This window comes from Trichormus variabilis 0441 (assembly GCF_009856605.1).
GTDB lineage: Bacteria > Cyanobacteriota > Cyanobacteriia > Cyanobacteriales > Nostocaceae > Trichormus > Trichormus variabilis.
Genome location: NZ_CP047242.1, coordinates 5,007,527 through 5,032,325, shown reverse-complemented (window position 1 = coordinate 5,032,325; position 24,799 = coordinate 5,007,527). Strand labels below are relative to the sequence as shown.

Here is a 24,799-nt window from a genome sequence, read left to right as displayed (position 1 = left end):
TATCCATCCCTTATTTCAAGATTGTTGCTATTTTTATCTCCGGCGATACAAAAGCTAATGCTCAGGTAATTACAGTGTCAAAACTCAGAGTATTAAATTGTGAGTTGATCTAGCTTGGGACAGACTAATTTCACTACTGTTTAGACAATAGCAACGGATAGATATAGTTATTTTTCGTCTGACATCCGCTCTATATGCAGCGAAGTATTTTTCACAACTCAATTGAACAAGCTTTCGTCAACTCAAATACATTTTGTCCAGACTAAATAAAATTTTTGAGGAAATTTGTCTATATATCAAAATGTAATTTGTGTTGAATAATACTTGGTATTTTACTGAAATATAACCAAGTTATGGTGGAGTATCTCCAACTTCGGCCATCACATTAAAATTCACCATCGGTGCAAACAAGTAAGCGCTTCCCCGATTGCTATGGCGACTCTCCGGCAAAGAATTTTTAGAGTATGCTGCTCTCATCATGTTGCACACTGATGATTTACGAACTAACCTAATCACGTTTATAATCACATGAATGGTTTTTAACAATAATTGCTCACCAGCATAACACATTTTATAGTTTGTGGATCAACCGCAGGAAATAGTTTCTTTAATATTGTTGATATGTAATAAATTTGATGTGTTGTTAATAACAAAAATTGGTTTTATGTAAGTAAAGCCACATATTTATGAAATAATATTTTATTTATGATTGAGTCTCGAATGCCATTTGTTAGTATATTGGGTAGAAAATACTATGAAACATATCCGGAAAAAAGTAAATTCAGATTTAAGTTTCAAGCAAATATTAAATCAATATAAATTTAGACATAAGAATCAATATTTAGACTTGTGGTAGCGAATTTTACTGATTAATGTTGAATTGTCTTGTTGCGGGAATATTTTCGGTTTTCAGTATGATGTATATTGGATTTCACTTTATTCTCATCAAACTACTAAGAAAAGCGATCGCTAGATATACAGGTCAATAGACATACGTACTTGTATAGATAGGACTTAGTGAATAAGCCTTATGGGTTTATACTTAATATTTCTGTCAAAAATGAAATTAAATATAAGTTCTAGATATCGAATTTATATTCAGTCAGCTTGAGAGACAATTTTGGACAAATCATTAGCGAATGCAACATACAATACTTTTTTAATTGTCAATACTAAAAATAGCCAAAAATGTGCAAATCCCCCAATCAGGTGAGCCAATTGGGGGATGTGTTTTGGGTGTCAGTTGCTGTAGATTTTGGAAACAATCCTGATATACTTCCCATCGTTCAAGGTTTTACGATCGCCCAAAAATTTGCAGTATCAGGTATTACTATAAACTTATACAGTTGGCACGGATTATGGTTTTAATTCAGGACATCGCCCAAAAAGCTTTAAATACTGGTTGTTTGAGTATTGCTGACCAAAACCAAATTCAAGTGCTGCTGAAAACAAATTTTGATTCAGAAGATGTAGATGCGTTGATTATCTTACAACGGGCGATCGCCTCTGGTAGGGTTAAGCAGGAATTACCCCGCCATAAATCCTACACACCTAACAACAGCAGAGACAGGAAGTCTAATATTAAACTTGCTTATCAAATAGCCGCAGAGATGACATTTGCCGCCGCAGTCGCCCTGACGATGCCCAAAAATTCACCAGACCAGCCTTCCCTTGGTGCTAATTAGATCCCCAACTTTTTCAAAGAAGTCGGGGATCTAAGATAATCTTTAAGAGAATCTTGAGATTTTCACACCTAAGATACAAGTTTTTCTAACCAGCAACCTAATAAAAGGACTGATGGCACGAAGTTTAGCAGGTATGGGCGCAAAGATTTCCATTCCTTAACAAAGTCATGGCAATTTTACAAACATAGTATAAAGAATTGGCAACATTGGGGAAAGACAGTGAACAATATCCATAGCTAAACTGGGAGCTTTGCTAACCTATGCAGCCGATTCGTACATTCAATGTTTCTCCTTCCTTGCCGCCGCGACTTGAGCCGTTGCGGCGACTGGCGTATAATTTACACTGGGATTGGAACGTTGAGACTAAAGATTTATTTCGTCGTTTAGACCCAGATTTGTGGGAATCTAGCCACCACAATCCCGTACTAATGCTGGGTACAATCAGTCAAGGACGGCTTTGGGAAGTCGTGGAAGATGAAGGCTTCCTGGCACAGTTGGATCGTGCTAACCGTCAATTAGATGATTATTTACAAGAGCGCAGTTGGTATCACAAACAACGCGGTCAACAGCCAAAAGAATGTTACGCCTATTTTTCGGCTGAATTTGGGCTGGTTGATTGTCTACCCGTTTATTCTGGTGGTTTGGGTGTTCTGGCAGGGGATCACCTGAAATCAGCCAGTGATTTAGGTCTACCCTTAGTTGGTGTGGGTTTACTATACCAGCAAGGTTACTTTGCTCAGTATCTCAATGCCGATGGCTGGCAGCAAGAACGTTACCCGATTAACGATTTCTACAACATGACCTTGCACCTGGAACGCAATCCTGATGGTTCAGAATTGCAGATTGCGGTGGATTACCCCGGACGCAAGGTATATGCCAGAGTTTGGCGGGTACAGGTGGGAACAGTACCCCTGTATATGCTAGACACGAATATTGAGCCGAATAACCCCTACGACCACGACATCACAGACCAACTCTACGGTGGTGATATCGATATGCGTATCCACCAAGAAATTATGTTGGGTATTGGTGGTGTGCAGATGTTGAAGGCTTTGGGTTATGAAGTCACGGCTTACCACATGAATGAAGGTCACGCCGCCTTCTCAGCCCTAGAACGTATCCGCTTGTTAATTCAAGAAGAGGGTTTGAGTTATGCGGAAGCTAAACAGGTGGTGAGTTCGAGTAACATCTTTACCACGCATACACCAGTACCGGCAGGAATCGACTTATTTCCTCCGGACAAGATTCTGTATTACCTTGGTTATTATGCAGACATCTTTGGCTTACCTAAAGAGCAATTTTTAGGGTTGGGGCGAGAAAACACAGGTGATTTATCTGGGCCGTTTAGTATGGCGGTGCTGGCGTTGAAGATGGCAACATTTTCTAATGGTGTAGCCCAGTTACACGGTGTGGTGTCCCGGCAAATGTTCCAAGGTTTGTGGAAAAAGGTTCCTGTTGAGGAAGTACCCATTACAGCGATTACCAACGGTGTTCACGCCCGTAGTTGCGTTGCCAAATCAACTCAGGAATTATACGATCGCTACTTGGGGCCAAATTGGTCATCAGCACCACCAGACAACCAATTGTGGGAACGGATGGATGCAATTCCTGATGAGGAGTTGTGGCGAAATCACGAACGATGTCGCTTGGACATGATACTGTATGTGCGCGACCATTTGGTTAAACACCTGCGCGATCGCGGTGCTTCTGCTTCCGAAATTTTCCAAGCCCAGGAAGTTCTAGACCCCAACGTATTAACTATTGGCTTTGCCCGTCGTTTTGCCACCTATAAACGCGCTACTCTGTGGATGCGGGATGTGGAAAGGATTAAACGCATCTTATTAGGCAACAAAGACCGCAAAGTACAATTTGTCATCGCGGGTAAAGCCCACCCTAAAGACATTCCTGGAAAAGAACTCATCCGCGAAATTAATCACTTTATCCGCGAACAACACCTAGAAAAACAAATAGTGTTTGTTCCCAACTACGACATTCATATTTCCCGGTTGATGGTTGCGGGTTGCGATATTTGGTTAAACACACCCCGTCGTCCCAGAGAAGCATCTGGTACTAGTGGGATGAAAGCAGCCATGAATGGCTTACCTAACCTGAGTGTGTTAGATGGTTGGTGGGATGAAGCCGATTACGTCCGCACAGGCTGGGCGATTGGACATGGGGAAAATTACGAAGACCCCAACTACCAGGATGAAGTAGAAGCCAATGCTCTCTATGATTTACTGGAAAAAGAAGTCGTACCCTTATTTTACGACCACCGCGATATCGATGGTTTACCCAGACCTTGGGTTGCCAAAATGAAAGACGCTATCCGGTTGAACTGTCCCTTCTTTAATACAGCGCGGATGGTTAGGGAATATGCACAACGGGCTTATTTCCCAGCCAGCGATCGCTATCACACTTTAACATCTGATAATTATGCCCCAGCTAAGGAATTAGCAGATTGGAAAGCCAAACTTAGTGACCATTGGTTTAATATCAAAATCAAAGATGTCGATGTATCCGCAGGCGCAGATATTGAAGTTAATCAAACCGTTGCTGTCAAAGCCAAAGTAGACTTGGCAACATTAAATAATGATGATGTGCAAGTGGAGCTATATCAAGGTTCCATTGATGCCAATGGTGATATTGTCAACGCTGTGCCTGTAGTTATGGATTACCAAGGACAGGATACTGATGGTTTAAGTGTTTATACGGCTAATATCCTTTACACCACCTCTGGTTTACAAGGCTTATCCTTGCGCGTATTGCCAAAACACCCACATTTATCTACTCCTTATGAACCCAGGTTAATCGCTTGGGCCGAGTAAAACAAAACAGTGCTGGGAATTACAACTCATGACTCAGCACTGACTTAGGGATGACAATGTAACCAGTGGTGCGATCACCTAATACTAGGTTACGTTGTTCTCCCCAATACCACCAATGGGCAGCTACGTAAGCACAAATTAAGCTATCGAGTTTGTCTTCGGCGGCTTTCAGTTCTGCACCAGTGTGGGGAATTTCACCAAGGGATAACTTTTTGACACACAAAGCAGGTTCCATTGTGGGTAGGATATCCACAATATATTGATAAAGTTTGATTAATTCTAAGCGGCGCTCACTGATGCGCCCTTTTTTATATTTAAGAATACGATCTAAGCTGAATAGGTGAACTATTGCCGGATGGGGGAAAACTTCTATTTGATATCTGCCTAATTTTTGTGCTTCTATTGTAGGTGCATGGGCAAAACCACGAGATTCTAATTCTAAACCAAAATTTATAGTCCGTTCTGCAAAAGCTAGACCTTGGTTGGCGGGGTAACAACCAGCGTGATATTTACCGAAATACTTATGGGTGAGTTTGTCAGGGAGACGACTTCCCGTCGAGTTAGGTATAAGGGTGGGTGCATCTACGCCGATGATGGCTGGTTCATCCGGTTGCACCCAAGTATCTATCCAGGTGAAAATATGAGCGATCGCATCTTGACGATCTAAGTCAACTATCTCTAACTTACCCTCAATTAATTGCAAGCAACATAAACCACTCGGTTGAGACTTCCAACCCAAATCGATACCAATAAATTTCATTTGTGTCAGTTTAATACCTCAGAATATACAAGAAAAACCCTCAGCGTACCTCTGCGCTAACCTTAGCGTCACTCCGCGTTAAAAAGGATAATCATATCTAGCCTGCATCAGCAAACCTATCCGTCGCCTCAATCAAAGCACTACGAATCCCCACTTCACTCATAGAATGACCAGCATCAGGAACTACAATAAATTCAGCTTCCGGCCAAGCACGATGTAATTCCCAAGCTGATGTCATTGGGCAAACTACATCATAACGCCCCTGGACAATTACACTAGGGATATGGCGAATGCAGTCAACATTTAATAATAGTTGATGGTCAGAATTTAAAAAGCCTTTATTTATAAAATAATGGCATTCAATCCGGGCAAAAGCTTCTGCAAATTTATCCTCAGCAAAAGTTTGCTTTAGTTGGGTATCAGGAAATAATCTGCTAGTGCTAGCTTCCCAAATTGACCAAGCACGAGCCGCTTCTTGTCTAACTTGTGAATCTGGACTAGTTAAACGTTGGTAATAAGCCGTGAGTAAATCATCACGTTCATCTACAGGAATTGGTTGCAGATATTCCTCCCAAGCATCAGGAAAAATATAACTAGCACCTTCTTGATAAAACCAGCGTAACTCTTTTTGTCTGAGCAAAAATATCCCGCGTAAAATCAAGCCTAAACAACGCTCAGGGTGAGTTTGACTGTAAGCTAAAGATAAAGTACTGCCCCAACTCCCACCAAAAACCACCCACTTTTCTATTCCTAAATGTTCTCGGAGTTTTTCAATATCACTGACTAAATCCCAAGTGGTATTTTCCCTCAATTCGGCATGGGGTTGACTTTTACCGCAGCCACGTTGATCAAACATGACTAATCGCCATTTTTCATGGTGAAAATATTGCCGATAAACTGGAGGACAGCCCCCACCAGGGCCACCATGCAATAACACTATGGGTTTACCTTGGGGGTTTCCTGATTCTTCAAAATGAATGGTGTGTAATTGGGAAACCTTTAATTTACCTTCTTTATAAGGTTCGATGAGTGGGTAAAGTTCGCGCATATTTATATCTAAAAAATATTGATAAATATTAATTTATTTCCTCAACCTTGCCCAAGCAAGAAATAACACAGCCGTAACTACAGCACATTTTACACCAGTAAATTATACAAAGGCAGCCAGATGCCCACCCCACAAGATTTATCATATTAAATGTGTAGTATATTTATTAGTTTTCGCTCAAATCCAACCTATAGAACTATCGACTATGGACTATTGACTAATGACTATTGACTAATGACAAAATGATATGTGTTTTGCCATCGCCACTGTACAAGGTGGGAATTTGAGATAACTAAACTAGGATTTATGGGTAAGCAGCGCGTTCTGTCGGGAGTTCAACCAACTGGTAATCTACATTTGGGTAACTATTTAGGGGCAATTCGCAACTGGGTAGAAATTCAAGACCAGTACGATAATTTCTTTTGTGTAGTGGATTTACACGCAATTACTGTACCGCATAATCCAGCTACATTGGCGGCAGACACTTATGCGATCGCTGCACTTTATTTAGCCTGTGGTATTGATTTAAAATACTCGAATGTCTTTGTCCAATCCCACGTCTCAGCCCACACTGAACTTGCTTGGTTTCTCAACTGCATCACCCCCCTAAATTGGCTACAAGACATGATTCAGTTTAAGGAGAAAGCAGTCAAGCAAGGGGAAAACGTCGGTGCAGGCTTGTTAATCTATCCAGTGCTGATGGCGGCTGATATCTTGCTTTACCAAGCCGATAAAGTGCCGGTAGGTGAAGACCAAAAGCAACACTTGGAACTAACACGGGATATTGTCAACAGATTTAATCACCAATTCGCCAAAGATAAACCTGTGCTGAAATTGCCAGAACCTTTAATCCGCAAGGAAGGGGCAAGGGTGATGAGTCTCACCGACGGGACACGCAAAATGTCTAAATCTGACCCCTCAGAGTTAAGCCGCATTAACGTTTTAGACCCACCAGACCAGATTGCTAATAAGATTAAACGTTGTAAAACTGACCCAGTCAAAGGTTTAACCTTCGACGACCCAGAACGCCCAGAGTGCAACAACTTGCTGACTTTATATATGCTACTGTCTGGTAAAAAGAAAGAAGAAGTAGCCGCAGAATGTCAAGACATGGGCTGGGGACAATTCAAGCCACTATTAACCGAAACAGCCATCAACGCCCTCAAACCCATCCAAGAAAAATATCAAGAAATCACCGCCGACAAAGGCTATCTAGAATCAGTCTTACGTGACGGACGAGAAAAAGCCGAAGCCGTCGCCAACCAAACTCTAGCAGATGTGAGAGCGGCGTTAGGGTATTCTGTACCTGTTTAATTGGTAATTGGTAATTGGTAATGAGGGACTGCTGGGGGAAGAATTATATTTCATCCTTCCCCAGTCCCCAATCCCCAGTCCCCAATACCCAATACCCAATCCCACCCCTTGTTCTTTCAGGTGTAATTCGTTATACCCTTAAAAAGAACAGACATCATCACGTTATGGACGATAACCATAGCTATACTGCTTTGAATTATTTCAGTAAAGCCGCGCAAGCGGGGGAATTTTTAGTTACCGCCGAGGTAGCACCACCAAAAGGGGGAAATCCCACACACATGATGGAAATGGCGGCGACTCTTAAGGGGAGAGTTCATGCTGTCAATATTACCGATGGTAGCCGTGCGGTGTTGCGGATGTCTTCATTGGTAGCATCGGCGATTTTGTTGCAACAGGGTATTGAACCAGTTTGTCAGATGGCTTGCCGCGATCGCAACCGTATTGCCTTACAAGCCGACCTCATGGGCGCTCATGCCTTGGGTATTCGTAACATCTTAGCTTTAACTGGCGACCCAGTAAAAGCAGGCGATCATCCCGAAGCCAAAGCCGTCTTTGATTTAGAAGCAGTGCGACTATTGCAACTAATTCGGAAAATGAATCAAGGTGTCGATTGCAACGATAAACCCTTGACTGATGGCGCAACTGATTTATTTGTCGGTGCAGCCGTAGACCCCCAATGTGCCAGTTGGTCTGGTTTGCAAAGTCGCTTTGAACGCAAAATTGAAGCCGGAGCGCAGTTTTTTCAAAGTCAATTAATTACTGATTTTGAAAGACTAGAAAAGTTCATGGATAAGATAGCTTCTGTTCATAAAAAGCCAGTTTTGGCAGGAATTTTTCTGTTGAAATCAGCAAAAAATGCCCAATTTATTAATAGGTGCGTTCCCGGTGTAAATATACCCGAACACATTATTGAGAGATTAGCCAAAGCCAAAGACCCATTAGAAGAAGGTGTCAAAATTGCTGCCGAACAAGTACAGATAGCAAGGCAATTGTGTCATGGTGTCCACATGATGGCCGTCAAGCGGGAAGATTTGATTCCGCAAATTCTAGATTTGGCGGGTGTTTCGCCAGTTAATCGGATGTTGGTGAAGTAGGTTAAAACAGGCGATCACATTTCTTTTACCAATCACCAAATAATTCCTGTAGAGACGTTGCGTGCAACGTCTCTACAAGTTTATGGGAAATGGCGATCGCCTTTCGTTTAAGCAAGCTCTTGTTCAATTTCGGCTTTGTTCAGTAATTTTATTCCAGAAGCGATCGCTCGTTGACGAATTTCCCATAGTTTCTTGGCTAAGGGCGTTTGTGGAATATATTCTTGATTCGTTTCTTTTGCTTCTGATTGGGATTTTAGGGCTTCAACAAACTCCAAAACCTTTTGCTGATTTTCGGGTGTGAGTTCTCGCCAGCCTTCAAGTAATTGTTCTTCTTTTCCCATAATCCACCTCACTATAGAGTGATGTTTTTATTTTTACTGATTTTTCAGGTCAATTACAAGGATGGCTTAATACCTTTAAAAGCAAGGATTTGATTACTCGGCATTGAACTAGAAGCTTAGGTTTTTTTGGGACAAAAGTGTGATCTCCTCCTTGTTTTTCCACCCAATGCAAATGCTAAAAATCTTTTACTAATTAGATTTGAAAGTTTTAGTAATCTATAACACATTGAATACCCGATGTACTAGCAGCCCCAAGCCCAAGCCAAAGAAGGAAGTAGTAACCAAAATCAAAAAAGTATGAAACTGACTGAAGTAGTTTTGTAATTTTTCTCCAGCCCCACCCCAAAACGCAGCCACAGCCAAAGCCCAAAACCAAGCCCAAATCCCAGCACCAGCCACAGTTGCAGCCCCAACCAAAGCCACAGTTGCAGCCCCAACCACAGCCACAGCTACAGCCCCCCCAACCACAACCCCAGACACAGCCACAGCCCAAGTCAATGTCCCAGCTACAGTCACAGCCCAAGCCCAAAACGGAGCGTTAGACATAGCAAAGAGGTAGCCTATAAATAAGGAACTGAATAATATACCAATCAAGCAGCCCCAGGGAATAATGCTATGTGACTTAGTAACTGCTTTACGTGGAGAAGCTTGTAACTTTATCTTGGGTTTAGGACTAACAGCTTCTTTTTTATGAACTGGAACAACAGAATATGGAGGAGTTGGCTTTGGTGCTTCTAAGATTGCTAACCATGCTTGCATTGATTGGGGACGGTCTTGTGCTTCCAGCGCCATACCCTTGAGTATTGCTTTATTTAATTGATTGCTGATATTGGGAGTAATTTGTTTAGGTGGCTTGAGGGGAACATTTTCCAGCTTACGAGCTAGAGAATTTGTAGGGGGTTGACCTGTAACTGCATAATAGAGTGTCGCAGCTAGACAGTAAACATCAACCGTTGGTTCTCGACTCCCTCTAGTCATCTGTTCATAGGGTGCAAATCCTCTGTTACCTATATTACCTGTTGAACTTAACGTTTGAGGCAAGAGTTCTTTAGCAATGCCAAAATCAATTAAAACTGCTTTACCATTCTTCCGCAGCATGATGTTTCCAGGGTGAGCATCTCTGTGTACTAGCCCTGCTTGATGTACTTTTACCAAAGCTTCCCCAATCTGAGAGATACAACGCACAATCTCAGATTCTGGTAACGCCCCTCTGTGTTTTATAGCCTCAAACAAATTTTCCCCTTCCACAAATTCCATGACTAGACAGTGAGTATTACCTTCTTGAAACAGGTCGATTACTCCCACAATGTGAGGATGAGGTTCTTGAGATAAGCGTGCTAGTATTCTCCCTTCTTTAATAAATCTCTCTACATATTTTTCATACTCTGGGTCATGGCTGAGAAATTCATTGGGTATCTTGATCACAACTGGACGATTTAGCTCAACTTGCAATGCTTTATAAGTAATTCCAAATCCCCCTTGTCCCAGAACTTTTTCAATTACATACTTACCACCTTGTAATTGTTGTCCTGCTATCCAGGGCATGAATACCTCTGAGTAAAAATAATTAGTTCAAAGCCAGCATGATGATATGAGTTTAGCTAATTCTACGGAGTTTGACTAGGCGATTGACTAGGAGACACTAATGATGGGCTGGGTGGTGAAGAGGGTTTAAAAATAGGTATCCAGCCAACTATGCCTGAGAGTAAGGTTCCAATAGCCGCGATCGCCGCTACAATAATTCCCCACATCTGAATGTTGCGTTCCCAATTTGACTTGGTGTCAGATGTAACATTTGTCTCAGGCTGAGTCAACCCTAATAAATCTAGCCATTCTCGCATTGATTGCGATCGCTGTTTGGGATCTAGCTGCATCCCAGTTAAAATTGCCCTGTTGGTGCGATCGCTAATTTGAGGATTGTATTCTTTTGGGGAAACCAAATGCTCACCGTTTAATTTGCGCTTAACTGCATCCACAGGTGTTCTCCCCGTCAGCAGTTTATAGAGAGTAGCCGCTAGTGAATAAACATCGCTACAAGCCTTAGCTATAGTACCTTGAGTAGAAAGCTCAGATGGTGTAAATCCGGCGGACGTTTCTTGAGTCCGGCTTGTGGTTAAAATGTAATCAAAATCAAGAGCTAGACCAAAATCAATTAACACCGCTTCTAAATTCCCGTCTCGCTTCCGCAAAAGGATATTTTCTGGACGTACATCCCGATGAATGAGTCCATTTTTATGTACAACTATCAGTGCTTCCCCAATTTGCTGAATATAACGGAGTGCGTCTTGTTCCGAAAGTATGGCTGGGCGAAGATTAGCTAAACTATCTTCACCGAGATATTCCATGACTAAACACGGATACTCTGCTTCTCTAAAGAGTTCTATAATCTTTACAATATGCTGATGATGGCATTTTTGAAGTTTTAGGGCTTCACTGTAAAACATATTTTCCAGTCGTGCGCGTTGCGGTTGACTGAGAGATTGAAGCAAATTATCATTTAAGGTTTTAATAACTAAGCGATCGCTATTCCTGTTTGTTACCAAATATGTAATACCAAACCGTCCCCTTCCCAACTCCCTTTCAATTGTGTATTTGCCACCTTGCAACTGACCACCTGCTACCCAAGCCATCTTTGCAACTCCCCAAATATTTGTACTTATTTTTACATAATAGATAGTTGGCACTTGAATGAGCTTTGTGAAGAGTAGGGTAGGGTGCATCAGTGCGAGAAAATCTCACTACACCTAGAAATTATTCATACTGACGCACCCTACTAATTACTAACTTAGCTTGATGTTCTAATCTATCTGGCTGCGACTATACTTGCGGAATTTATCAAATTGACTACGCAATCTACTGAAATTAGTCAAAAAACTGCGGTTTTTTTACAAAATCTTTGGAAATGAATACGCGATCTACTGAAATGAGAAAGCAAAAAGGCATTTTACTTTCTCATTTTGCTTGAATGCTTTCTCATTTTGGTGTTTTCCGCAAGCAAAAAGGCATTTTACTTTCTCATTTTGCTTGAATGCTTTCTCATTTTGGTGTTTTCCGCAAGCAAAAAGGCATTTTACTTTCTCATTTTGCTTGAATGCTTTCTCATTTTGGTGTTTTCCGCAAGCAAAAAGACATTTTATGGCTAGAGGTTTTTTAGTTGTATATGCTTTTGCGTTTAGTGTTCCGATATGAAGAGCGATCGCCTCTCCTCCCTTTCTCACTGCTATACTGAAAAACAACCATTACCTCTGCAAAGGTAGCTTTATGACCTCTGCAACCAATCCCTCCACCGACCTCACTCCTTTCCCAGACCATACGCAACTACCAGAGTCCGATGGCACTTTTGTGAAAAACTTTCAGGAACATCCCCAAAGCATTCTACTCACCGACTCGATTAAACCTGTATTACAAAAACGCCATTCTGATGGACAATACTGTATAGGTCAAGATAGTGGTATCTACTGGCGGATGACTGACCCTCCAGAGAAAGACGCAGAAGCACCAGATTGGTTTTATGTACCGAATGTCCCACCTTTACTTGATGGACAAACACGACGATCTTATGTGCTGTGGCGTGAGTTTATTTCCCCATTAATTGCTTTGGAATTTGTTTCTGGTGATGGTACGGAGGAACGAGACAAAACACCTTGGAAGGGGAAATTTTGGATTTATGAGCAGGTAATTCATCCGGCTTTTTACGGTATTTATGAAGTAAATAAAGCTAGTGTAGAAGTTTATGAATTAATTGGTGGGCAATATGAATTATTACCAGTTAATGAGCGCGGACATTATCCCATACATCCATTAGGTGTGGAGTTAGGTATATGGGAGGGTGAATATCAAAATATGGAATTACCCTGGCTGCGCTGGTGGGATTTGCAGGGTAATTTGTTGCTGACAGGAGAAGAAAGGACGGAACAGGAACGTCAAAGGAATGAACGCCTCATAGCACAATTACGATCGCTCGGTGTAGAGCCTGACGCTTAAATATCCTACATTCCCCAATTACAAATTACAAATTACAAATTACGTTGGTACACTTGCTCGGTATGATATTTAATCTGCAAGCATTTACCACATGAAAATTCAGCTATGACTCAGAACTATCGAATTACCCTACTCCCTGGCGATGGAATTGGCCCTGAAATTATGGCAGTGGCGGTAGATGTGCTGAAAGTCGTAGGGCAGCAATTTGATATTCAGTTTGATTTCCAAGAAGCTTTGATTGGCGGTGCAGCGATTGACGCGACTGGCGAACCTCTGCCATCGGCTACTTTAGATACTTGTCGCCAAAGTGATGCTGTATTACTCGCTGCTATTGGTGGTTATAAGTGGGATTCCTTACCCCCTCACCAACGCCCAGAAGGGGGCTTGCTGGGATTGCGGGCGGGATTAGAATTATTTGCCAATTTACGCCCAGCCCAAATTTTACCGCAGTTAATTGACGCTTCGACTTTGAAGCGGGAAGTTGTGGAAGGTGTAGATATTATGGTGGTGCGGGAACTCACTGGTGGCATTTACTTTGGTAAACCCAGAGGTATCTTTACTACTGAGACTGGTGAGAAACGTGGTGTTAATACGATGGTTTATACAGAATCAGAAATTGACCGAATTGGCCGGATAGCTTTTGAGACTGCGCGCAAACGTCGGGGCAAACTCTGTTCAGTAGATAAAGCTAATGTATTAGATGTATCCCAATTGTGGCGCGATCGCATCACCAAACTTTCCCAAGAATACCCGGATGTGGAACTTTCCCATCTATATGTAGATAATGCCGCTATGCAATTGGTACGCGCTCCTAAGCAGTTCGATACCATCGTTACAGGCAACTTGTTTGGGGATATTCTCTCGGATGCGGCTGCTATGCTCACGGGTAGTATTGGAATGTTACCTTCAGCTAGCCTTGGGGCTTCTGGGCCGGGAGTATTTGAGCCAGTCCACGGTTCTGCCCCAGATATCGCAGGACTTGATAAAGCCAACCCCCTTGCCCAAGTTTTAAGTGCGGCGATGATGTTGCGTTACGCTTTAAACCAACCACAAGCAGCAGACAAAATAGAACAGGCTGTGTTACAAGTTTTAGAGCAAGGCGATCGCACAGGGGATATAATGTCGGTGGGTATGAATCTTTTGGGTTGCCGGGCTATGGGTGACTCCCTCATTAAAGCATTAGAAAAATCATAATTTCCCGGTAAAAACAGGCAAATTGGCAACCATTACCGGATGTTTCGGCTAAACTGGAACCAAAATCTAGCAATCACATAACAGCATAGTGTACGCTTTAAAACAAGGACAAGGAAAAGCTACTTTTACTGCCCCAAAGAACCAGTCCCCTCTGGTTGACCCAGCCGTGATAAGAGCTGCGGGGCAAATTTATTACACCCACTGCGAAGTACATCCTGAAATCGCTGGCCAGCCTTCAGGAGTAGCTATTAATCGTGTCACTCACCGGGGTAAAGTAATTTTTACCAATCAACCCGTTTTGTTACCCCAAGAATGTTTTGTGCCATTGAGTCAAATTGAATCCTATATGTATTAGTCAATTGTCAGTTGTCAGTTGTCAGTTGTCAGTGGTAACCCTCGACAATCAGCGAAAAATCAACGACAAATGACACAGGACTCAAGACAATTGACTATATGGAAACTTTGATAGTAACCCTGGCGAGTGTGTTCGTTTTCGCCTTGGGTGCATCTATTGGCAGCTTTATTAATGTTGTAGTTTATCGATTACCGGCAGGATTATCCATCCTGTGGCCGCCCTCCCGTTGTCCTCATTGCCTAAACCAACTGAAAGCCTATGATAATGTGCCTGTGCTGGGCTGGATATGGTTAAAAGGGCGTTGTCGTTATTGTAAAAGTCAAATTTCTCTGAGATACCCTGTAGTGGAAGCAGTGACAGGGATCATTTTTCTTTGCGTATTTTTGATATTTCACGTTTCAATTCTGACCTTAGGATACTGGACGTTTTGCAGCTGGCTATTAGCATTGTCCTTAATTGATTTAGATACTATGACCCTACCTAATCCCCTCACCAAATCAGGATTAGTCTTGGGTTTGGTCTTTCAAATGGTTGTTGGCTATGCCTCTGACCCTAGTTTGCCAGGATTAATTAGACACTTAATGATGGGCATTGTTGGCGCTGTCTTGGGTTTATGGTTATTTGAGGCGATCGCTCTTTTAGGAGTTTTCTTACAAAAAGAGGCGATGGGTGCAGGAGATGCCAAGCTTGCTGCCATGATGGGTGCTTGGTTGGGTTGGCGATATTTACTTCTGGCTGGATTGATTGCCTGTACTTTAGGCACATTGGTAGGTATTGGGGCTATCATGCTCTCGAAACGCAAATGGGGGCAAAAAATTCCCTTTGGCCCTTTCCTCGCCTCAGGAGCTTTTATCACTCTCTTTGGTGGACAACCAATTTTGTCAGCTTATTTACAGTTGTTTTTTTAAGATCAAATCCTCGTCTTTTTCAAGAAGTCGGGGATCTAACAACACCCGCAATTTCAAACAATCTACCCTGGGGAAAAGTATTCACTAATTTATGTTTGGCTGCTAGTTGTTTGAGGGTTTTTGCTGATGCTTCTAGAACAAAAACCCTGTTAAACCCATCGGGAATTGTCAGATCATCTCGAATTAGTTTAAATTTAGTGTCTGAGTCAACTAGATAACTCATGGATAATGCCCGGTCTAGATTTGTGCATAAAACTAGTGGGTGATCGGCTGAACTGATGATTGCCGACTCTTTGGGAAAATGGGGACTACCAAAGGCATTCCATGATGGTGCAGCAGAAATTACCAGACAGGAACTCACACCACACAAAATTAAAATTGATAAAGCAAACTGTCCCCATCGCCTGTGTGAAGATTGGCTAGCAGTCAACCAACTACCAATCAAGTATGCAGCTATCAATTCCATAGCTAAAACGAAAGGAATCAAATAGCGCATTCTGGTGGTGATAGAACTACCACTGATGACATCTTTCACCATCAAGCTGACTCCTGTGGCGATCGCTAATGCCAGGAGAAAGTTTCTGATTTTTCTCGGTGCGTATCGACAAAGTGTATAGAGAGAAATTGCGGCGATCGCTAATATAATTGGAGCGAAGAAATACTGGGCAGCTTTGAGAAAATTAGGCGAAAAAAAGGGATGATATAAGTCAATAAAAAGGTTCTGTATACCCTTTAACCAAGCATTGATTAACCCAAACAAAGAACTTTTATCAGACACTTGTTCAACCGAATATTTCAGCATACTGGAATTTATAAAAGCCCATAACCAAGGTAAAAAAGCTAAGGTACTAATTCCTAATGTCAAAAAATATGCAGTGAGACTTTTTAAATTTCTAAGGTTCTCGTTAATCAAGACGTACAGTGTATGAGCCACTAAAACAAGTGCAAATAGCAAATTAGAGTAAAGCCCAATCACAAGACTTAATCCATAAATCAGCCACCAGAATAAATTGTTAAACCGTATAGCTTTAAGTAGGTATCCACAGGCAATGACTGTAGTCGCTATCAAAATACTATAGGGGCGGATGATTTGGGCATATTGTAAATGAAAGGGAGAAATAGCTACAATTACCGCCGCTACAAATGCGGTAGTTTTAGATGCAAATAACTCCAATCCTAACCAGTAGATTCCCCAGATTGCAATCACGCTTAATAAAGCAGCTAAACTTCTTTGAATCACTAGTCCATTATCAAACCAATGATTAAATAAATACGACCATAAAATTGTCAAAACTGGGTAGATTGGAGGAAATACATAAAGTTTTTCAATTACTTGCTCAACTGATTGAATTAAAGTTTTATTTGCGTCTATGAAGAGATATTTTTGCAGTTCGCCGATGCTGAGAATAGAATTATCAAAATTTTGGTAGGCTTGGGAGTGTTGCCCATAAATATAGGTTGAGGAGAAAGTTTCATCGAAAGAATAAACTTTTTGTTCAAGATGATAAAATCTTAAAAATATTCCCAAAACAAGTGCGACTGTTGATATAATCAGCAACCAGTTAGGAATTTTATAACATTCTTCTGATGTTTTATTTTCCATACATAAATGAAGATTTATAATGAAACAAGAATGCGGCAAATAAACCATTTGTAGAGACGCTATTCATCGCGTCTTCACCCAATAATGTGTTGCTTATCGAATTGACATTAATTATGGATATTACCTTATTTTTACGGTTTGTATTACCCGCCCCATAAAATATTTTTAATGATTCAATATATATTTAATAAGACGTAAGATTTTTCGTCATCAAAAGATAACAGTTAATAATTGTATATTTATAATCCTTAGTTCTTCCCTCAATTAGGAATCACCATCGCTCTCTTTTTGGTATCCATTACGTTCGCGTTTCAAACTTTCCTCTAAAGCTTGAATTTGCTCTCGACGAGCTTCTAATTCTAGAGAACGGCGAGCTAGGTCTTGGTTTTGTATAGTTAGGGACTGTCGCCATTGTTCTGCTCTTTCTACTTCTTGTTGCAACAATTCTGGAGTCATACCAGTGCTGAGATAAGTTTGCAATATATTCAGTACCCAGCTACTAGCATCCTCTAATTTTTCGATTTCACCGGTAGAGGAAAGTTCCACTAAAACCAACAAATTATCGCTGATTGTGTTGCCTTTACCCAGAAGAATAAAAGCTTCTTCTGGAATTATTGTCCATAGATAATCAGCTTCTTGACGCGCTAATAAGCGTAGTTGGTACTGATCTAAAAACTCATTTTTATGCACCTGGGCTAGATATAGCATGACTTTAGTTGTGCTTTCATTTCAGATTTTAAGTTTATATAGTATTGTGAAGTTTTAATTTTTGAATAATTTTTGACTTTGCAAAAGGTAATGAGATAGTTATAAATTTCTCATTACCTCTTGCAAATATGCCAAATCGCGTAGGTAATGCTTACACCAATGTCTGAAGGCGCAAGCGCAAAATTTCCACTTGTTTTTCTGCCTCAGCTAAAGCATCTCGCGCAGCTTGTACTACATCTGCTGGAGCTTTATCGACAAACTTAGGATTACTTAACCGACCTTTGAGAGATTGAGCTTCAGCCTCCGCTTTGCTGATGCTTCTCTCTAGTTTGGCACGTAGAGTTTCAATGTCCACTACACCAGCTAGAGGTATAACAACTTGTACAGTTCCTACCACACCAGCGATAGACTTTTCTGCTGCTTGTGGCGCTTGTGGTACTGTCTCTGAAAGATTCTTCTCAGTGGGTGAAGCGAAGAACTTAGCTAAAAATCTTTGTCTAGCTGGGGTGGATAATAAGTTACGGGCGACAAACCAAGCAGAGTAACCCAACCCAACAATTTCAAAGAAATTTCCCAGGAAAGGAACATTATCAACTGTATCCGCTACCGCCAAAGCTACCCTGAGGAAAACCAGGCCGGCGATAACTAAGCCGATAGTTTTTAAGCCCCTTTGGGGTTTCTTTTTTGTCACCGTTGATGGCTGTTGTCCAGCAGCAATGGTCAAAGTCTCCACCTTGGCTAAATCTTTAATATAAGATTGACCAGCTATGAGGATTTGTCTTTCTGATTCACTATCAGTTTGTAAATTGGCGATGATTCTTGCCCCTGGCTTCACCTCCGCCTCAGCGCGTAAGTTACGAATTGTGCGGATAGTACCAATCAACAAATCAAACTGTGTTTCCAAGGCGGGATTTATCCAGTTTGCATCTGCTTGGGGATAGGCTTGTAAAGCTAAAGTTTGTGAAGAATTTTCTGGTTGTTGGGTGAGAGTCTGCCAAATTTCCTCTGTAATGTGGGGCATAAAGGGATGCAGTAGCTTGAGAATCCCTTCGAGGACGTAGGCGAGGGTTTGTTGTGCTGCTTTACGTGATAAAGGGTCTGCGTCCTTTTGCAGTCTGGATTTTACTAGTTCAATATACCAGTCGCAGAAATCGCCCCAGATGAATTCGTAAATTCCTTTGGCTGCTTCCCCTAAACCGTAATTATCAATGTAATTGGTAGTTTGCTTGATAACTTGATGATAGCGGGAAATAATCCAGCGATCGCTTAATTCCGTGGCATTTGGTTGACCAAGTTGCCCTGGTGTCTGTCCATCCAAATTCATCATCACAAATCTGGCAGCGTTCCACAACTTATTGGCAAAGTTGCGGGATGCTTCCACCGAGGGTGATTCATCTTTTTTACGGTCATATTCCAAGCGGATATCTTGACCAGCACCGGCTACTTCCCTAACTAAGGTATACCGTAGGGCATCAGTACCGTATTTATCAATCAGTAACAATGGGTCAATTCCATTGTTAGCCGACTTGGACATCTTTTTATTATTTTCATCCCTGACCAAACCGTGAATATAAACGGTCTGAAACGGCATTTGTCCTGTGAAATGACCAGCCATCATCGTCATTCTTGCTACCCAGAAAAAGATGATGTCAAAGCCCGTAACTAAGGTAGTAGTGGGGTAGTATTTGGCTAAATCTGGGGTTTGTTCTGGCCAGCCTAAGGTAGAAAACGGCCACAGTCCTGAGGAAAACCAAGTATCTAGTACATCTGGGTCTTGTTCTAGTTGGACATTCTCCCCAAATTGCGCTTTAGCTTTCTCCCAGGCTTCATTTGTGGATTTTGCCACCACAAAAGGCGTGTTATCGGTAATTTGTCCGTTGGTTTCACTCACCGCGTACCAAGCGGGGATTTGATGACCCCACCATAATTGTCGAGAAATACACCAATCCCGCAGATTTACCAACCAGTCACGATAAACCTTTGTCCAGCGTTGGGGAACAAACTCTGGGCTATTTTTCTCGTCAAGAAATGCTAACGCTTTATCTGCCAAGGGGCGAATTTGTACGAACCATTGAGTAGATAATAAAGGTTCGACAGGAACCTTACCGCGATCGCTATAGGGTACGGTATGCTTATAATCTTCTATCTTCACCAGAAAACCATCTGTTTCTAGGCGAGATACTACGTTCTTCCTTGCTACAAAGCGGTCTTGTCCTGCAAACTCCCCACCATTGGCGTTGAGTGTACCGTCTTTATTTAGGATGTTAATAAACGGCAGATTGTGACGCTTACCCATTTCAAAATCGTTGGGGTCATGGGCGGGAGTCACTTTTACGCAACCTGTACCGAAAGCAGGGTCAACTAATTCATCACTAATAATAGGAATTTCCCGTTGTGTAATTGGCAGTGTGAGGGTTTTACCAATCAGATGTTTATATCTGTCATCATTGGGATTAACTGCAACAGCCGTATCACCAAGCATGGTTTCCGGTCGAGTCGTCGCTACTTCCACATAACCAGAACCATCGGTCAGAGGATAACGGAAATGCCAAAGATTACCCTCCACTTCTTTTGATTCCACCTCCACATCAGACACAGCTGACTGAGTGGCCGGACACCAATTTACCAAATATTCACCACGATAAATCAAACCCTCTTCGTAGAGACTGACGAAAGCTTCGGCTACAGCCTTAGATAAGCCCTCATCTAAAGTAAACCTCTCCCGCGACCAATCTACCGAAACACCCAAACGTCGCAGCTGATTAACAATGGTTCCCCCTGATTCCGCCTTCCATTGCCAAGAACGTTCTAGGAATTTATCACGTCCCAACTCTTGGCGAGTTTTGCCCTCAGCCTTGAGTTGTTTTTCCAGAATTGTATGGACTGCAATACTGGCGTGGTCAGTTCCGGGTAGCCACAAGGTATTACGCCCCTGCATTCGGTGATAGCGCACTAGGGTATCAATCAACGCACTCTCGAAGGCGTGACCCATGTGCAGACTACCAGTGACATTTGGCGGCGGAATCACCACACAATAAGGTTCACCATCCTTGTTAGGGTCAGCTTTGTAAATTTGGTTTTCTTCCCAGAATTTTTGCCACTTGGCTTCAGTGGTAAAAGGATCGTAGAGACTGGGAAGATTGGTTATAGTTGCGGTCATTCTGGGAAATTTCAGTTTGGAAGGACTCTAATAAATTTTGCCACAGGCTTGGGGATTGAAGAGAATAACAACTATCAACTGTCAACTGTCAACTGACCAATCCTATTTCTCCCATCCAAAAACTTGAGTTGATGGTAGAGACAGTTGATTTGCGGTAAGTTTACACCGACTTCTTGAGCCTTGCGTAATGGGTTGCCAACAATGGCTTCTACTTCTAAGGGACGGCACTCATCATAGTCGATTTTCATACTGGTGCGGTAAGGCTTCATTTTTACTGTGTAATCAAGCATGGTTTGAATAAAACTATCAGGAAGATTTCGCCCCATACTAATTGCCCCTGCTTTGACTTCATACATTAATTGTTCAACTAATGTACGAGTGTAGGTATCTGCCATTAATTCGTCAGTTCTGGCATTGAGAACTACAGACAACCCGTTGTAGGGAATATTCCACACCAGTTTTTTCCACCGTCCCAGTAATAAGTCTTCGACTAATTCAATAGAAATACCAGCAGCTTGAAAATCATGGGCTATTTGCTGCATCCTATCCGTAATACCCATACTTGAATACCCATGAGCATATTCACCCAAAATAATTTGTCCATAATCTAAGTGATGAATATGCCCTGCACCCACTTTATTAGAACATAGAAAGCATAACCCACCAATTATGTGAACCTTAGGGAGAATCTCGGCAATTTCTTCTTCTACACCAAGCCCATTTTGTAATGCCAAAACTATCCCATCATTTTTAACAATAGATGGTAATAACTTTGGTAGCAAATGATTTTGTGTAGTTTTCAGGGCGACGATTACCACGTCACATTTTGGCATCTTTGCCACATCGCTATAAGCATTAACTTGGGGTAGGGTAAAGTTGCCGTCTTTAGACTCTACCAATAAACCATCTTGACTGACTTTTCCGTAGTCACGTTTGAGTAAAAAATGAACATCCGAACCAGCTTTTTGCAATTTAGCACCATAATAGCCGCCTAATGCACCAGTCCCCACGATCGCATACTTGCGTTCACTCATAAATTGTCTGCCAGAATTTTTCGATAATTATCATAGAACAGCTTCCACAAGTCGGCTGAGATATGGATTATCTGAATGTCATGTTTTTAAACAAACTTTGTGATAAAAATTAAAACAGTTTTAATATAATTTAAAATTCTTGGCAGAGATTGAGGTGAAACAGATGGCTGATATTGTTGATATTGCAGTTAGTGCAGATAGTTTTAAAACTCTGGTGACAGCTGTACAAGCTGCTGGTTTAGTAGAAACTTTAAAAAGTCCAGGGCCGTTTACTGTTTTCGCACCAAACGACGATGCTTTTGCTAAGTTACCCCCAGGAACTATACAAACTTTGGTGCAGAATATTCCCCAATTAACGAGAATATTAACGTATCATGTGGTACCTGGCAAGCTGAAGCAGGCTGATTTAGCAAAACTTGGCACAGTTACATCCGTGGAAGGTTCACCGATTAAAATTGATTGTGCTGATGGTTTTGAGGTGAAAAATGCCACAGTTTTAGCCGCAGATATTGAAGCAGATAACGGTATAATTCACGTCATCGATACTGTAATTCTGATGGGTTAATGTTCTCTTAGGTGGGCATTACCCACCTATTTACTTAAACATGGGAAAAAGCAGGTGGATAAATAACCTTTCCTTGATATTTATCTTGATAACTTCGTAGTGTTTTGACCATAAATACATCGTCTGGTACTGGAAAAGGACTAGCAATTTTATAATTAACTGACGGCACGAAACCAAAACGAGAATAAAACTGTGGATGCCCTAATACAATAACTAAACTTTCTCCTCTTGCATCTGCTTTTTCTAATCCCGCTTTGACTAGGGCGCTGCCAATTCCTTGTCTTTGAAATTCAGGATGCACAGCCATAGGTGCTAATCCAAGCACTTGTATTTTTTCTTCTCCTGCTAACTCAATATAGCTAAAAAGAATATGACCAACTACAGTATGGTTAACTTCGGCAATTAATGATAACTCTGGAATATAAAACTCAGAAATCCGAATTTTATCAATTAGCTGCGATTCATTTTCTTGACCAAAAGCTAAATTATTAACTTCGGAAATAGCTAAATAATCTGTAGCAGTTTCACAGCGTATATTCATAATGTTAAAACTCATGCTGCAAAAACCAAGTTTGTTTTATATGTCAGATAAAGTTTCTCTTTTTCAATATAAAGTCTTTTAAACTGACATATCCCTAGTATACATTTTATTCCGTAGAAAATTGTAAGCATTAAATAAATGAACACTGATTTAATCAAAATAATCATAACAAATAATAAAAACTTACTCATTGCTGTACTTATTACCATTTTAGGTACATGGCTAAGAGTTTATAACTATGCTGTTGTACCGGACGAAAATTTTACATTTGATGAGTATGCTTTTGCCTGGAGTGGCATGAGTTTAATCCAGAATTCTGTACCTACTTCCTGGTCTTATCTTTCCGCATACGATACCGACAAATTGACGAGGATTGAATGGCTAGGAAAGAAAAATTTATATTTAGTTACACCTTGGTTTGATCATCCACCTTTATTTGGTTTAATTGTCGGCGGATTTGCTATATTGCTTGGTGCAAATACTTTTTGGGAATGCACCACACAATTAATTAGAATCCCTAGCCTCATCTTTTCTAGTATATCTATTTTTATTTTTTATTTTATTAATCACAAACTCTTTAATACCAAGATAGCCACTATTACAACATTGATATTTGCAACTGACCCCTTATTTGTATATTTATCTAGATTGGCAGTTAGTGAAAATTTATTAATTTTATTATTATTAGGTAGTATATTTTGTTTTCTAGAATATTTAAATAAATCACGCACCATGTATTTTTATATACTAGTGGCGCTGACTAGCCTTGCCCCTTTGGTAAAAGTAACGGGTCTATCTATTGTTGCAGCTTTATCATTAATGTTTGTATATAAGAAAAAGCTCCGAGATGGCTTAATAGTTATGACGGCTGGGATTTTTGCATTTTCTCTATACTTTGTTTATGGTTGGTTTTATGATTTTAAGCTATTTATATCTGTATTAAAAGCACATTCTCAGCGTTTCAATAGCATTCTCATCTTAAAGGAAATGATATTTTCTGGCAATCTCCCTTTTATAGATGCTTGGTTTATTCTTGGTTGGATGACTCTGCCCTATGCAATGAAAAATTTAGTGAGTAACTATAAAATTCAGTTAATTTATTTACCACTAATAACATACTTATTTATGTCAATATTTTCGGGCGCACAGAGTCACTTTTATTGTTGGTATACCATCCCTTTGTATCCATTTCTGTTAATATCATCAGGCTATTTTATTGGTGATTTCATTAAAAAACCTTCCCTTCTAAATTCTTCCGTTATAATTATTATTATATTTTCTTGGTGTCTAAACTACGGACTGGGACATCCCTGGTCTAATTTTTATATTTTAAATCTTAAAGGATTTAAGTACATTTTTATAGCATTAATATCTATCGTATATGCACCCATCGTTATCCAAGAAGTATTAAGAACTAAAAAGCTGTTATTTCTTAATAGAGTCATAGCAATTCTAGTTTTTAGCAGTTGCATTGTTGCCAATATATTAATTACTTACAATTTAAAACAAATTTTACAGAGCAACTTAATTGAATAAATAATTAATTTGTGGTCTTACCGCTTTTGTGGTAAACAAGCCACTAGCTGTTCTCCGGTGCTATTAATATGTTATTTAAGTAGAGGAATGGCTATTCTCTGACACGCATCTAAAAGTTGATATTGTTCTTTTTGAGAACGTTCT

The 24,799-nt window shown here is 40.8% G+C and carries 23 protein-coding genes; 11 read left to right on the top strand and 12 right to left on the bottom strand.

Annotation, left to right across the window (positions count from 1 at the left end; translation table 11 throughout):
• Nucleotides 1-351: 351 nt before the first annotated feature.
• The gene (locus GSQ19_RS30300) at nucleotides 352-480 is read right to left on the bottom strand and encodes a hypothetical protein (protein WP_255449162.1); all 129 of its coding nucleotides are present in this window, start codon (nucleotides 478-480) and stop codon (nucleotides 352-354) included.
• 729 nt (nucleotides 481-1,209) lie between these two features.
• On the opposite strand from GSQ19_RS30300, the gene GSQ19_RS20735 reads away from it, so the two are divergent.
• The 3 genes from GSQ19_RS20735 to glgP all read left to right on the top strand — a co-directional run bounded on the left by GSQ19_RS20735 (nucleotide 1,210) and on the right by glgP (nucleotide 4,510).
• Entirely contained in the window at nucleotides 1,210-1,368 is a 159-nt protein-coding gene (locus tag GSQ19_RS20735; RefSeq protein ID WP_011319740.1) for a hypothetical protein, read from the top strand.
• Entirely contained in the window at nucleotides 1,359-1,685 is a 327-nt protein-coding gene (locus tag GSQ19_RS20730; RefSeq protein WP_011319739.1) for a hypothetical protein, read from the top strand. Before GSQ19_RS20735 ends, GSQ19_RS20730 begins: the two co-directional genes overlap by 10 nt.
• A 260-nt stretch (nucleotides 1,686-1,945) precedes the next feature.
• On the top strand, nucleotides 1,946-4,510 hold the full coding sequence (glgP, locus tag GSQ19_RS20725) for an alpha-glucan family phosphorylase (RefSeq protein ID WP_011319738.1): 2,565 nt from the start codon (nucleotides 1,946-1,948) through the stop codon (nucleotides 4,508-4,510).
• A gap of 19 nt (nucleotides 4,511-4,529) precedes the next feature.
• Here the strand turns inward: glgP and GSQ19_RS20720 are convergent, their stop codons facing one another.
• Both GSQ19_RS20720 and pip read right to left on the bottom strand, forming a co-directional pair.
• Nucleotides 4,530-5,270, bottom strand: a complete 741-nt coding sequence (locus tag GSQ19_RS20720; RefSeq protein WP_011319737.1) for a DUF429 domain-containing protein — start codon at nucleotides 5,268-5,270, stop codon at nucleotides 4,530-4,532.
• Nucleotides 5,271-5,367: 97 nt separating this feature from the next.
• Entirely contained in the window at nucleotides 5,368-6,318 is a 951-nt protein-coding gene (pip, locus tag GSQ19_RS20715; protein WP_011319736.1) for a prolyl aminopeptidase, read from the bottom strand.
• Nucleotides 6,319-6,624: 306 nt separating this feature from the next.
• Between pip and trpS the strand changes: the two genes are divergently transcribed.
• Both trpS and GSQ19_RS20705 read left to right on the top strand, forming a co-directional pair.
• Complete coding sequence (gene trpS / locus GSQ19_RS20710) at nucleotides 6,625-7,632, top strand: tryptophan--tRNA ligase (protein WP_011319735.1); 1,008 nt, start codon at nucleotides 6,625-6,627, stop codon at nucleotides 7,630-7,632.
• 164 nt (nucleotides 7,633-7,796) lie between these two features.
• On the top strand, nucleotides 7,797-8,726 hold the full coding sequence (locus GSQ19_RS20705) for a methylenetetrahydrofolate reductase (RefSeq protein ID WP_041456235.1): 930 nt from the start codon (nucleotides 7,797-7,799) through the stop codon (nucleotides 8,724-8,726).
• A gap of 107 nt (nucleotides 8,727-8,833) precedes the next feature.
• Here the strand turns inward: GSQ19_RS20705 and GSQ19_RS20700 are convergent, their stop codons facing one another.
• The 4 genes from GSQ19_RS20700 to GSQ19_RS20685 all read right to left on the bottom strand — a co-directional run bounded on the left by GSQ19_RS20700 (nucleotide 8,834) and on the right by GSQ19_RS20685 (nucleotide 12,285).
• The gene (locus tag GSQ19_RS20700) at nucleotides 8,834-9,067 is read right to left on the bottom strand and encodes a hypothetical protein (protein ID WP_011319733.1); all 234 of its coding nucleotides are present in this window, start codon (nucleotides 9,065-9,067) and stop codon (nucleotides 8,834-8,836) included.
• 216 nt (nucleotides 9,068-9,283) lie between these two features.
• Nucleotides 9,284-10,612 carry a serine/threonine protein kinase gene (locus tag GSQ19_RS20695; RefSeq protein ID WP_011319732.1) on the bottom strand — a complete coding sequence of 443 codons (1,329 nt, stop codon included), beginning with the start codon at nucleotides 10,610-10,612 and terminating at the stop codon, nucleotides 9,284-9,286.
• A gap of 62 nt (nucleotides 10,613-10,674) precedes the next feature.
• Nucleotides 10,675-11,697 carry a serine/threonine protein kinase gene (locus GSQ19_RS20690; protein ID WP_011319731.1) on the bottom strand — a complete coding sequence of 341 codons (1,023 nt, stop codon included), beginning with the start codon at nucleotides 11,695-11,697 and terminating at the stop codon, nucleotides 10,675-10,677.
• A 285-nt stretch (nucleotides 11,698-11,982) separates the two neighbouring features.
• Nucleotides 11,983-12,285 carry a hypothetical protein gene (locus GSQ19_RS20685; RefSeq protein WP_041456234.1) on the bottom strand — a complete coding sequence of 101 codons (303 nt, stop codon included), beginning with the start codon at nucleotides 12,283-12,285 and terminating at the stop codon, nucleotides 11,983-11,985.
• 43 nt (nucleotides 12,286-12,328) lie between these two features.
• Between GSQ19_RS20685 and GSQ19_RS20680 the strand changes: the two genes are divergently transcribed.
• The 4 genes from GSQ19_RS20680 to GSQ19_RS20665 all read left to right on the top strand — a co-directional run bounded on the left by GSQ19_RS20680 (nucleotide 12,329) and on the right by GSQ19_RS20665 (nucleotide 15,508).
• On the top strand, nucleotides 12,329-13,051 hold the full coding sequence (locus GSQ19_RS20680; protein ID WP_011319730.1) for a Uma2 family endonuclease: 723 nt from the start codon (nucleotides 12,329-12,331) through the stop codon (nucleotides 13,049-13,051).
• A gap of 105 nt (nucleotides 13,052-13,156) precedes the next feature.
• Complete coding sequence (leuB, locus tag GSQ19_RS20675) at nucleotides 13,157-14,245, top strand: 3-isopropylmalate dehydrogenase (RefSeq protein WP_011319729.1); 1,089 nt, start codon at nucleotides 13,157-13,159, stop codon at nucleotides 14,243-14,245.
• Between the two features lie 88 nt (nucleotides 14,246-14,333).
• Nucleotides 14,334-14,600 carry a hypothetical protein gene (locus GSQ19_RS20670; RefSeq protein ID WP_011319728.1) on the top strand — a complete coding sequence of 89 codons (267 nt, stop codon included), beginning with the start codon at nucleotides 14,334-14,336 and terminating at the stop codon, nucleotides 14,598-14,600.
• A gap of 98 nt (nucleotides 14,601-14,698) precedes the next feature.
• Nucleotides 14,699-15,508 (top strand): prepilin peptidase, encoded by an 810-nt coding sequence (locus GSQ19_RS20665; protein ID WP_011319727.1) that lies wholly within the window; start codon nucleotides 14,699-14,701, stop codon nucleotides 15,506-15,508.
• Nucleotides 15,509-15,527: 19 nt separating this feature from the next.
• Here the strand turns inward: GSQ19_RS20665 and GSQ19_RS20660 are convergent, their stop codons facing one another.
• From GSQ19_RS20660 to GSQ19_RS20645, 4 genes are all read right to left on the bottom strand, one after another.
• On the bottom strand, nucleotides 15,528-17,111 hold the full coding sequence (locus tag GSQ19_RS20660) for a glycosyltransferase family 39 protein (RefSeq protein ID WP_104009940.1): 1,584 nt from the start codon (nucleotides 17,109-17,111) through the stop codon (nucleotides 15,528-15,530).
• Nucleotides 17,112-17,375: 264 nt separating this feature from the next.
• The gene (locus tag GSQ19_RS20655; protein WP_011319725.1) at nucleotides 17,376-17,819 is read right to left on the bottom strand and encodes a hypothetical protein; all 444 of its coding nucleotides are present in this window, start codon (nucleotides 17,817-17,819) and stop codon (nucleotides 17,376-17,378) included.
• A 151-nt stretch (nucleotides 17,820-17,970) separates the two neighbouring features.
• Entirely contained in the window at nucleotides 17,971-20,979 is a 3,009-nt protein-coding gene (locus tag GSQ19_RS20650) for a valine--tRNA ligase (RefSeq protein ID WP_011319724.1), read from the bottom strand.
• A gap of 74 nt (nucleotides 20,980-21,053) precedes the next feature.
• Nucleotides 21,054-22,013 (bottom strand): putative 2-dehydropantoate 2-reductase, encoded by a 960-nt coding sequence (locus GSQ19_RS20645; RefSeq protein ID WP_011319723.1) that lies wholly within the window; start codon nucleotides 22,011-22,013, stop codon nucleotides 21,054-21,056.
• Nucleotides 22,014-22,176: 163 nt separating this feature from the next.
• Between GSQ19_RS20645 and GSQ19_RS20640 the strand changes: the two genes are divergently transcribed.
• The gene (locus tag GSQ19_RS20640) at nucleotides 22,177-22,578 is read left to right on the top strand and encodes a fasciclin domain-containing protein (protein WP_010995492.1); all 402 of its coding nucleotides are present in this window, start codon (nucleotides 22,177-22,179) and stop codon (nucleotides 22,576-22,578) included.
• A 34-nt stretch (nucleotides 22,579-22,612) separates the two neighbouring features.
• Here GSQ19_RS20640 and GSQ19_RS20635 read toward each other — a convergent pair whose 3' ends face one another.
• Nucleotides 22,613-23,119: a GNAT family N-acetyltransferase gene (locus tag GSQ19_RS20635; RefSeq protein WP_041456233.1), complete on the bottom strand. Its 507-nt coding sequence runs from the start codon at nucleotides 23,117-23,119 to the stop codon at nucleotides 22,613-22,615.
• Between the two features lie 138 nt (nucleotides 23,120-23,257).
• Between GSQ19_RS20635 and GSQ19_RS20630 the strand changes: the two genes are divergently transcribed.
• A complete protein-coding gene (locus GSQ19_RS20630) occupies nucleotides 23,258-24,655 on the top strand; it encodes a glycosyltransferase family 39 protein (RefSeq protein ID WP_011319721.1) in 1,398 nt (465 codons plus the stop codon).
• The last annotated feature ends 144 nt before the right edge of the window (nucleotides 24,656-24,799 follow it).

Excerpts from the sequence above, each read along its gene's own strand:
- GSQ19_RS20660 (WP_104009940.1), bottom strand. The coding sequence starts at position 17,111 with ATGGAAAATAAAACATCAGAAGAATGTTATAAAATTCCTAACTGGTTG.
- GSQ19_RS20640 (WP_010995492.1), top strand. The coding sequence starts at position 22,177 with ATGGCTGATATTGTTGATATTGCAGTTAGTGCAGATAGTTTTAAAACT.
- GSQ19_RS20730 (WP_011319739.1), top strand. The coding sequence starts at position 1,359 with ATGGTTTTAATTCAGGACATCGCCCAAAAAGCTTTAAATACTGGTTGT.
- GSQ19_RS20720 (WP_011319737.1), bottom strand. The coding sequence starts at position 5,270 with ATGAAATTTATTGGTATCGATTTGGGTTGGAAGTCTCAACCGAGTGGT.
- GSQ19_RS20700 (WP_011319733.1), bottom strand. The coding sequence starts at position 9,067 with ATGGGAAAAGAAGAACAATTACTTGAAGGCTGGCGAGAACTCACACCC.
- GSQ19_RS30300 (WP_255449162.1), bottom strand. The coding sequence starts at position 480 with ATGATGAGAGCAGCATACTCTAAAAATTCTTTGCCGGAGAGTCGCCAT.
- pip (WP_011319736.1), bottom strand. The coding sequence starts at position 6,318 with ATGCGCGAACTTTACCCACTCATCGAACCTTATAAAGAAGGTAAATTA.
- GSQ19_RS20705 (WP_041456235.1), top strand. The coding sequence starts at position 7,797 with ATGGACGATAACCATAGCTATACTGCTTTGAATTATTTCAGTAAAGCC.
- GSQ19_RS20695 (WP_011319732.1), bottom strand. The coding sequence starts at position 10,612 with ATGCCCTGGATAGCAGGACAACAATTACAAGGTGGTAAGTATGTAATT.
- glgP (WP_011319738.1), top strand. The coding sequence starts at position 1,946 with ATGCAGCCGATTCGTACATTCAATGTTTCTCCTTCCTTGCCGCCGCGA.
- GSQ19_RS20635 (WP_041456233.1), bottom strand. The coding sequence starts at position 23,119 with ATGAATATACGCTGTGAAACTGCTACAGATTATTTAGCTATTTCCGAA.
- leuB (WP_011319729.1), top strand. The coding sequence starts at position 13,157 with ATGACTCAGAACTATCGAATTACCCTACTCCCTGGCGATGGAATTGGC.
- GSQ19_RS20665 (WP_011319727.1), top strand. The coding sequence starts at position 14,699 with ATGGAAACTTTGATAGTAACCCTGGCGAGTGTGTTCGTTTTCGCCTTG.
- GSQ19_RS20680 (WP_011319730.1), top strand. The coding sequence starts at position 12,329 with ATGACCTCTGCAACCAATCCCTCCACCGACCTCACTCCTTTCCCAGAC.
- GSQ19_RS20630 (WP_011319721.1), top strand. The coding sequence starts at position 23,258 with ATGAACACTGATTTAATCAAAATAATCATAACAAATAATAAAAACTTA.
- GSQ19_RS20650 (WP_011319724.1), bottom strand. The coding sequence starts at position 20,979 with ATGACCGCAACTATAACCAATCTTCCCAGTCTCTACGATCCTTTTACC.
- GSQ19_RS20690 (WP_011319731.1), bottom strand. The coding sequence starts at position 11,697 with ATGGCTTGGGTAGCAGGTGGTCAGTTGCAAGGTGGCAAATACACAATT.
- GSQ19_RS20655 (WP_011319725.1), bottom strand. The coding sequence starts at position 17,819 with ATGCTATATCTAGCCCAGGTGCATAAAAATGAGTTTTTAGATCAGTAC.
- trpS (WP_011319735.1), top strand. The coding sequence starts at position 6,625 with ATGGGTAAGCAGCGCGTTCTGTCGGGAGTTCAACCAACTGGTAATCTA.
- GSQ19_RS20645 (WP_011319723.1), bottom strand. The coding sequence starts at position 22,013 with ATGAGTGAACGCAAGTATGCGATCGTGGGGACTGGTGCATTAGGCGGC.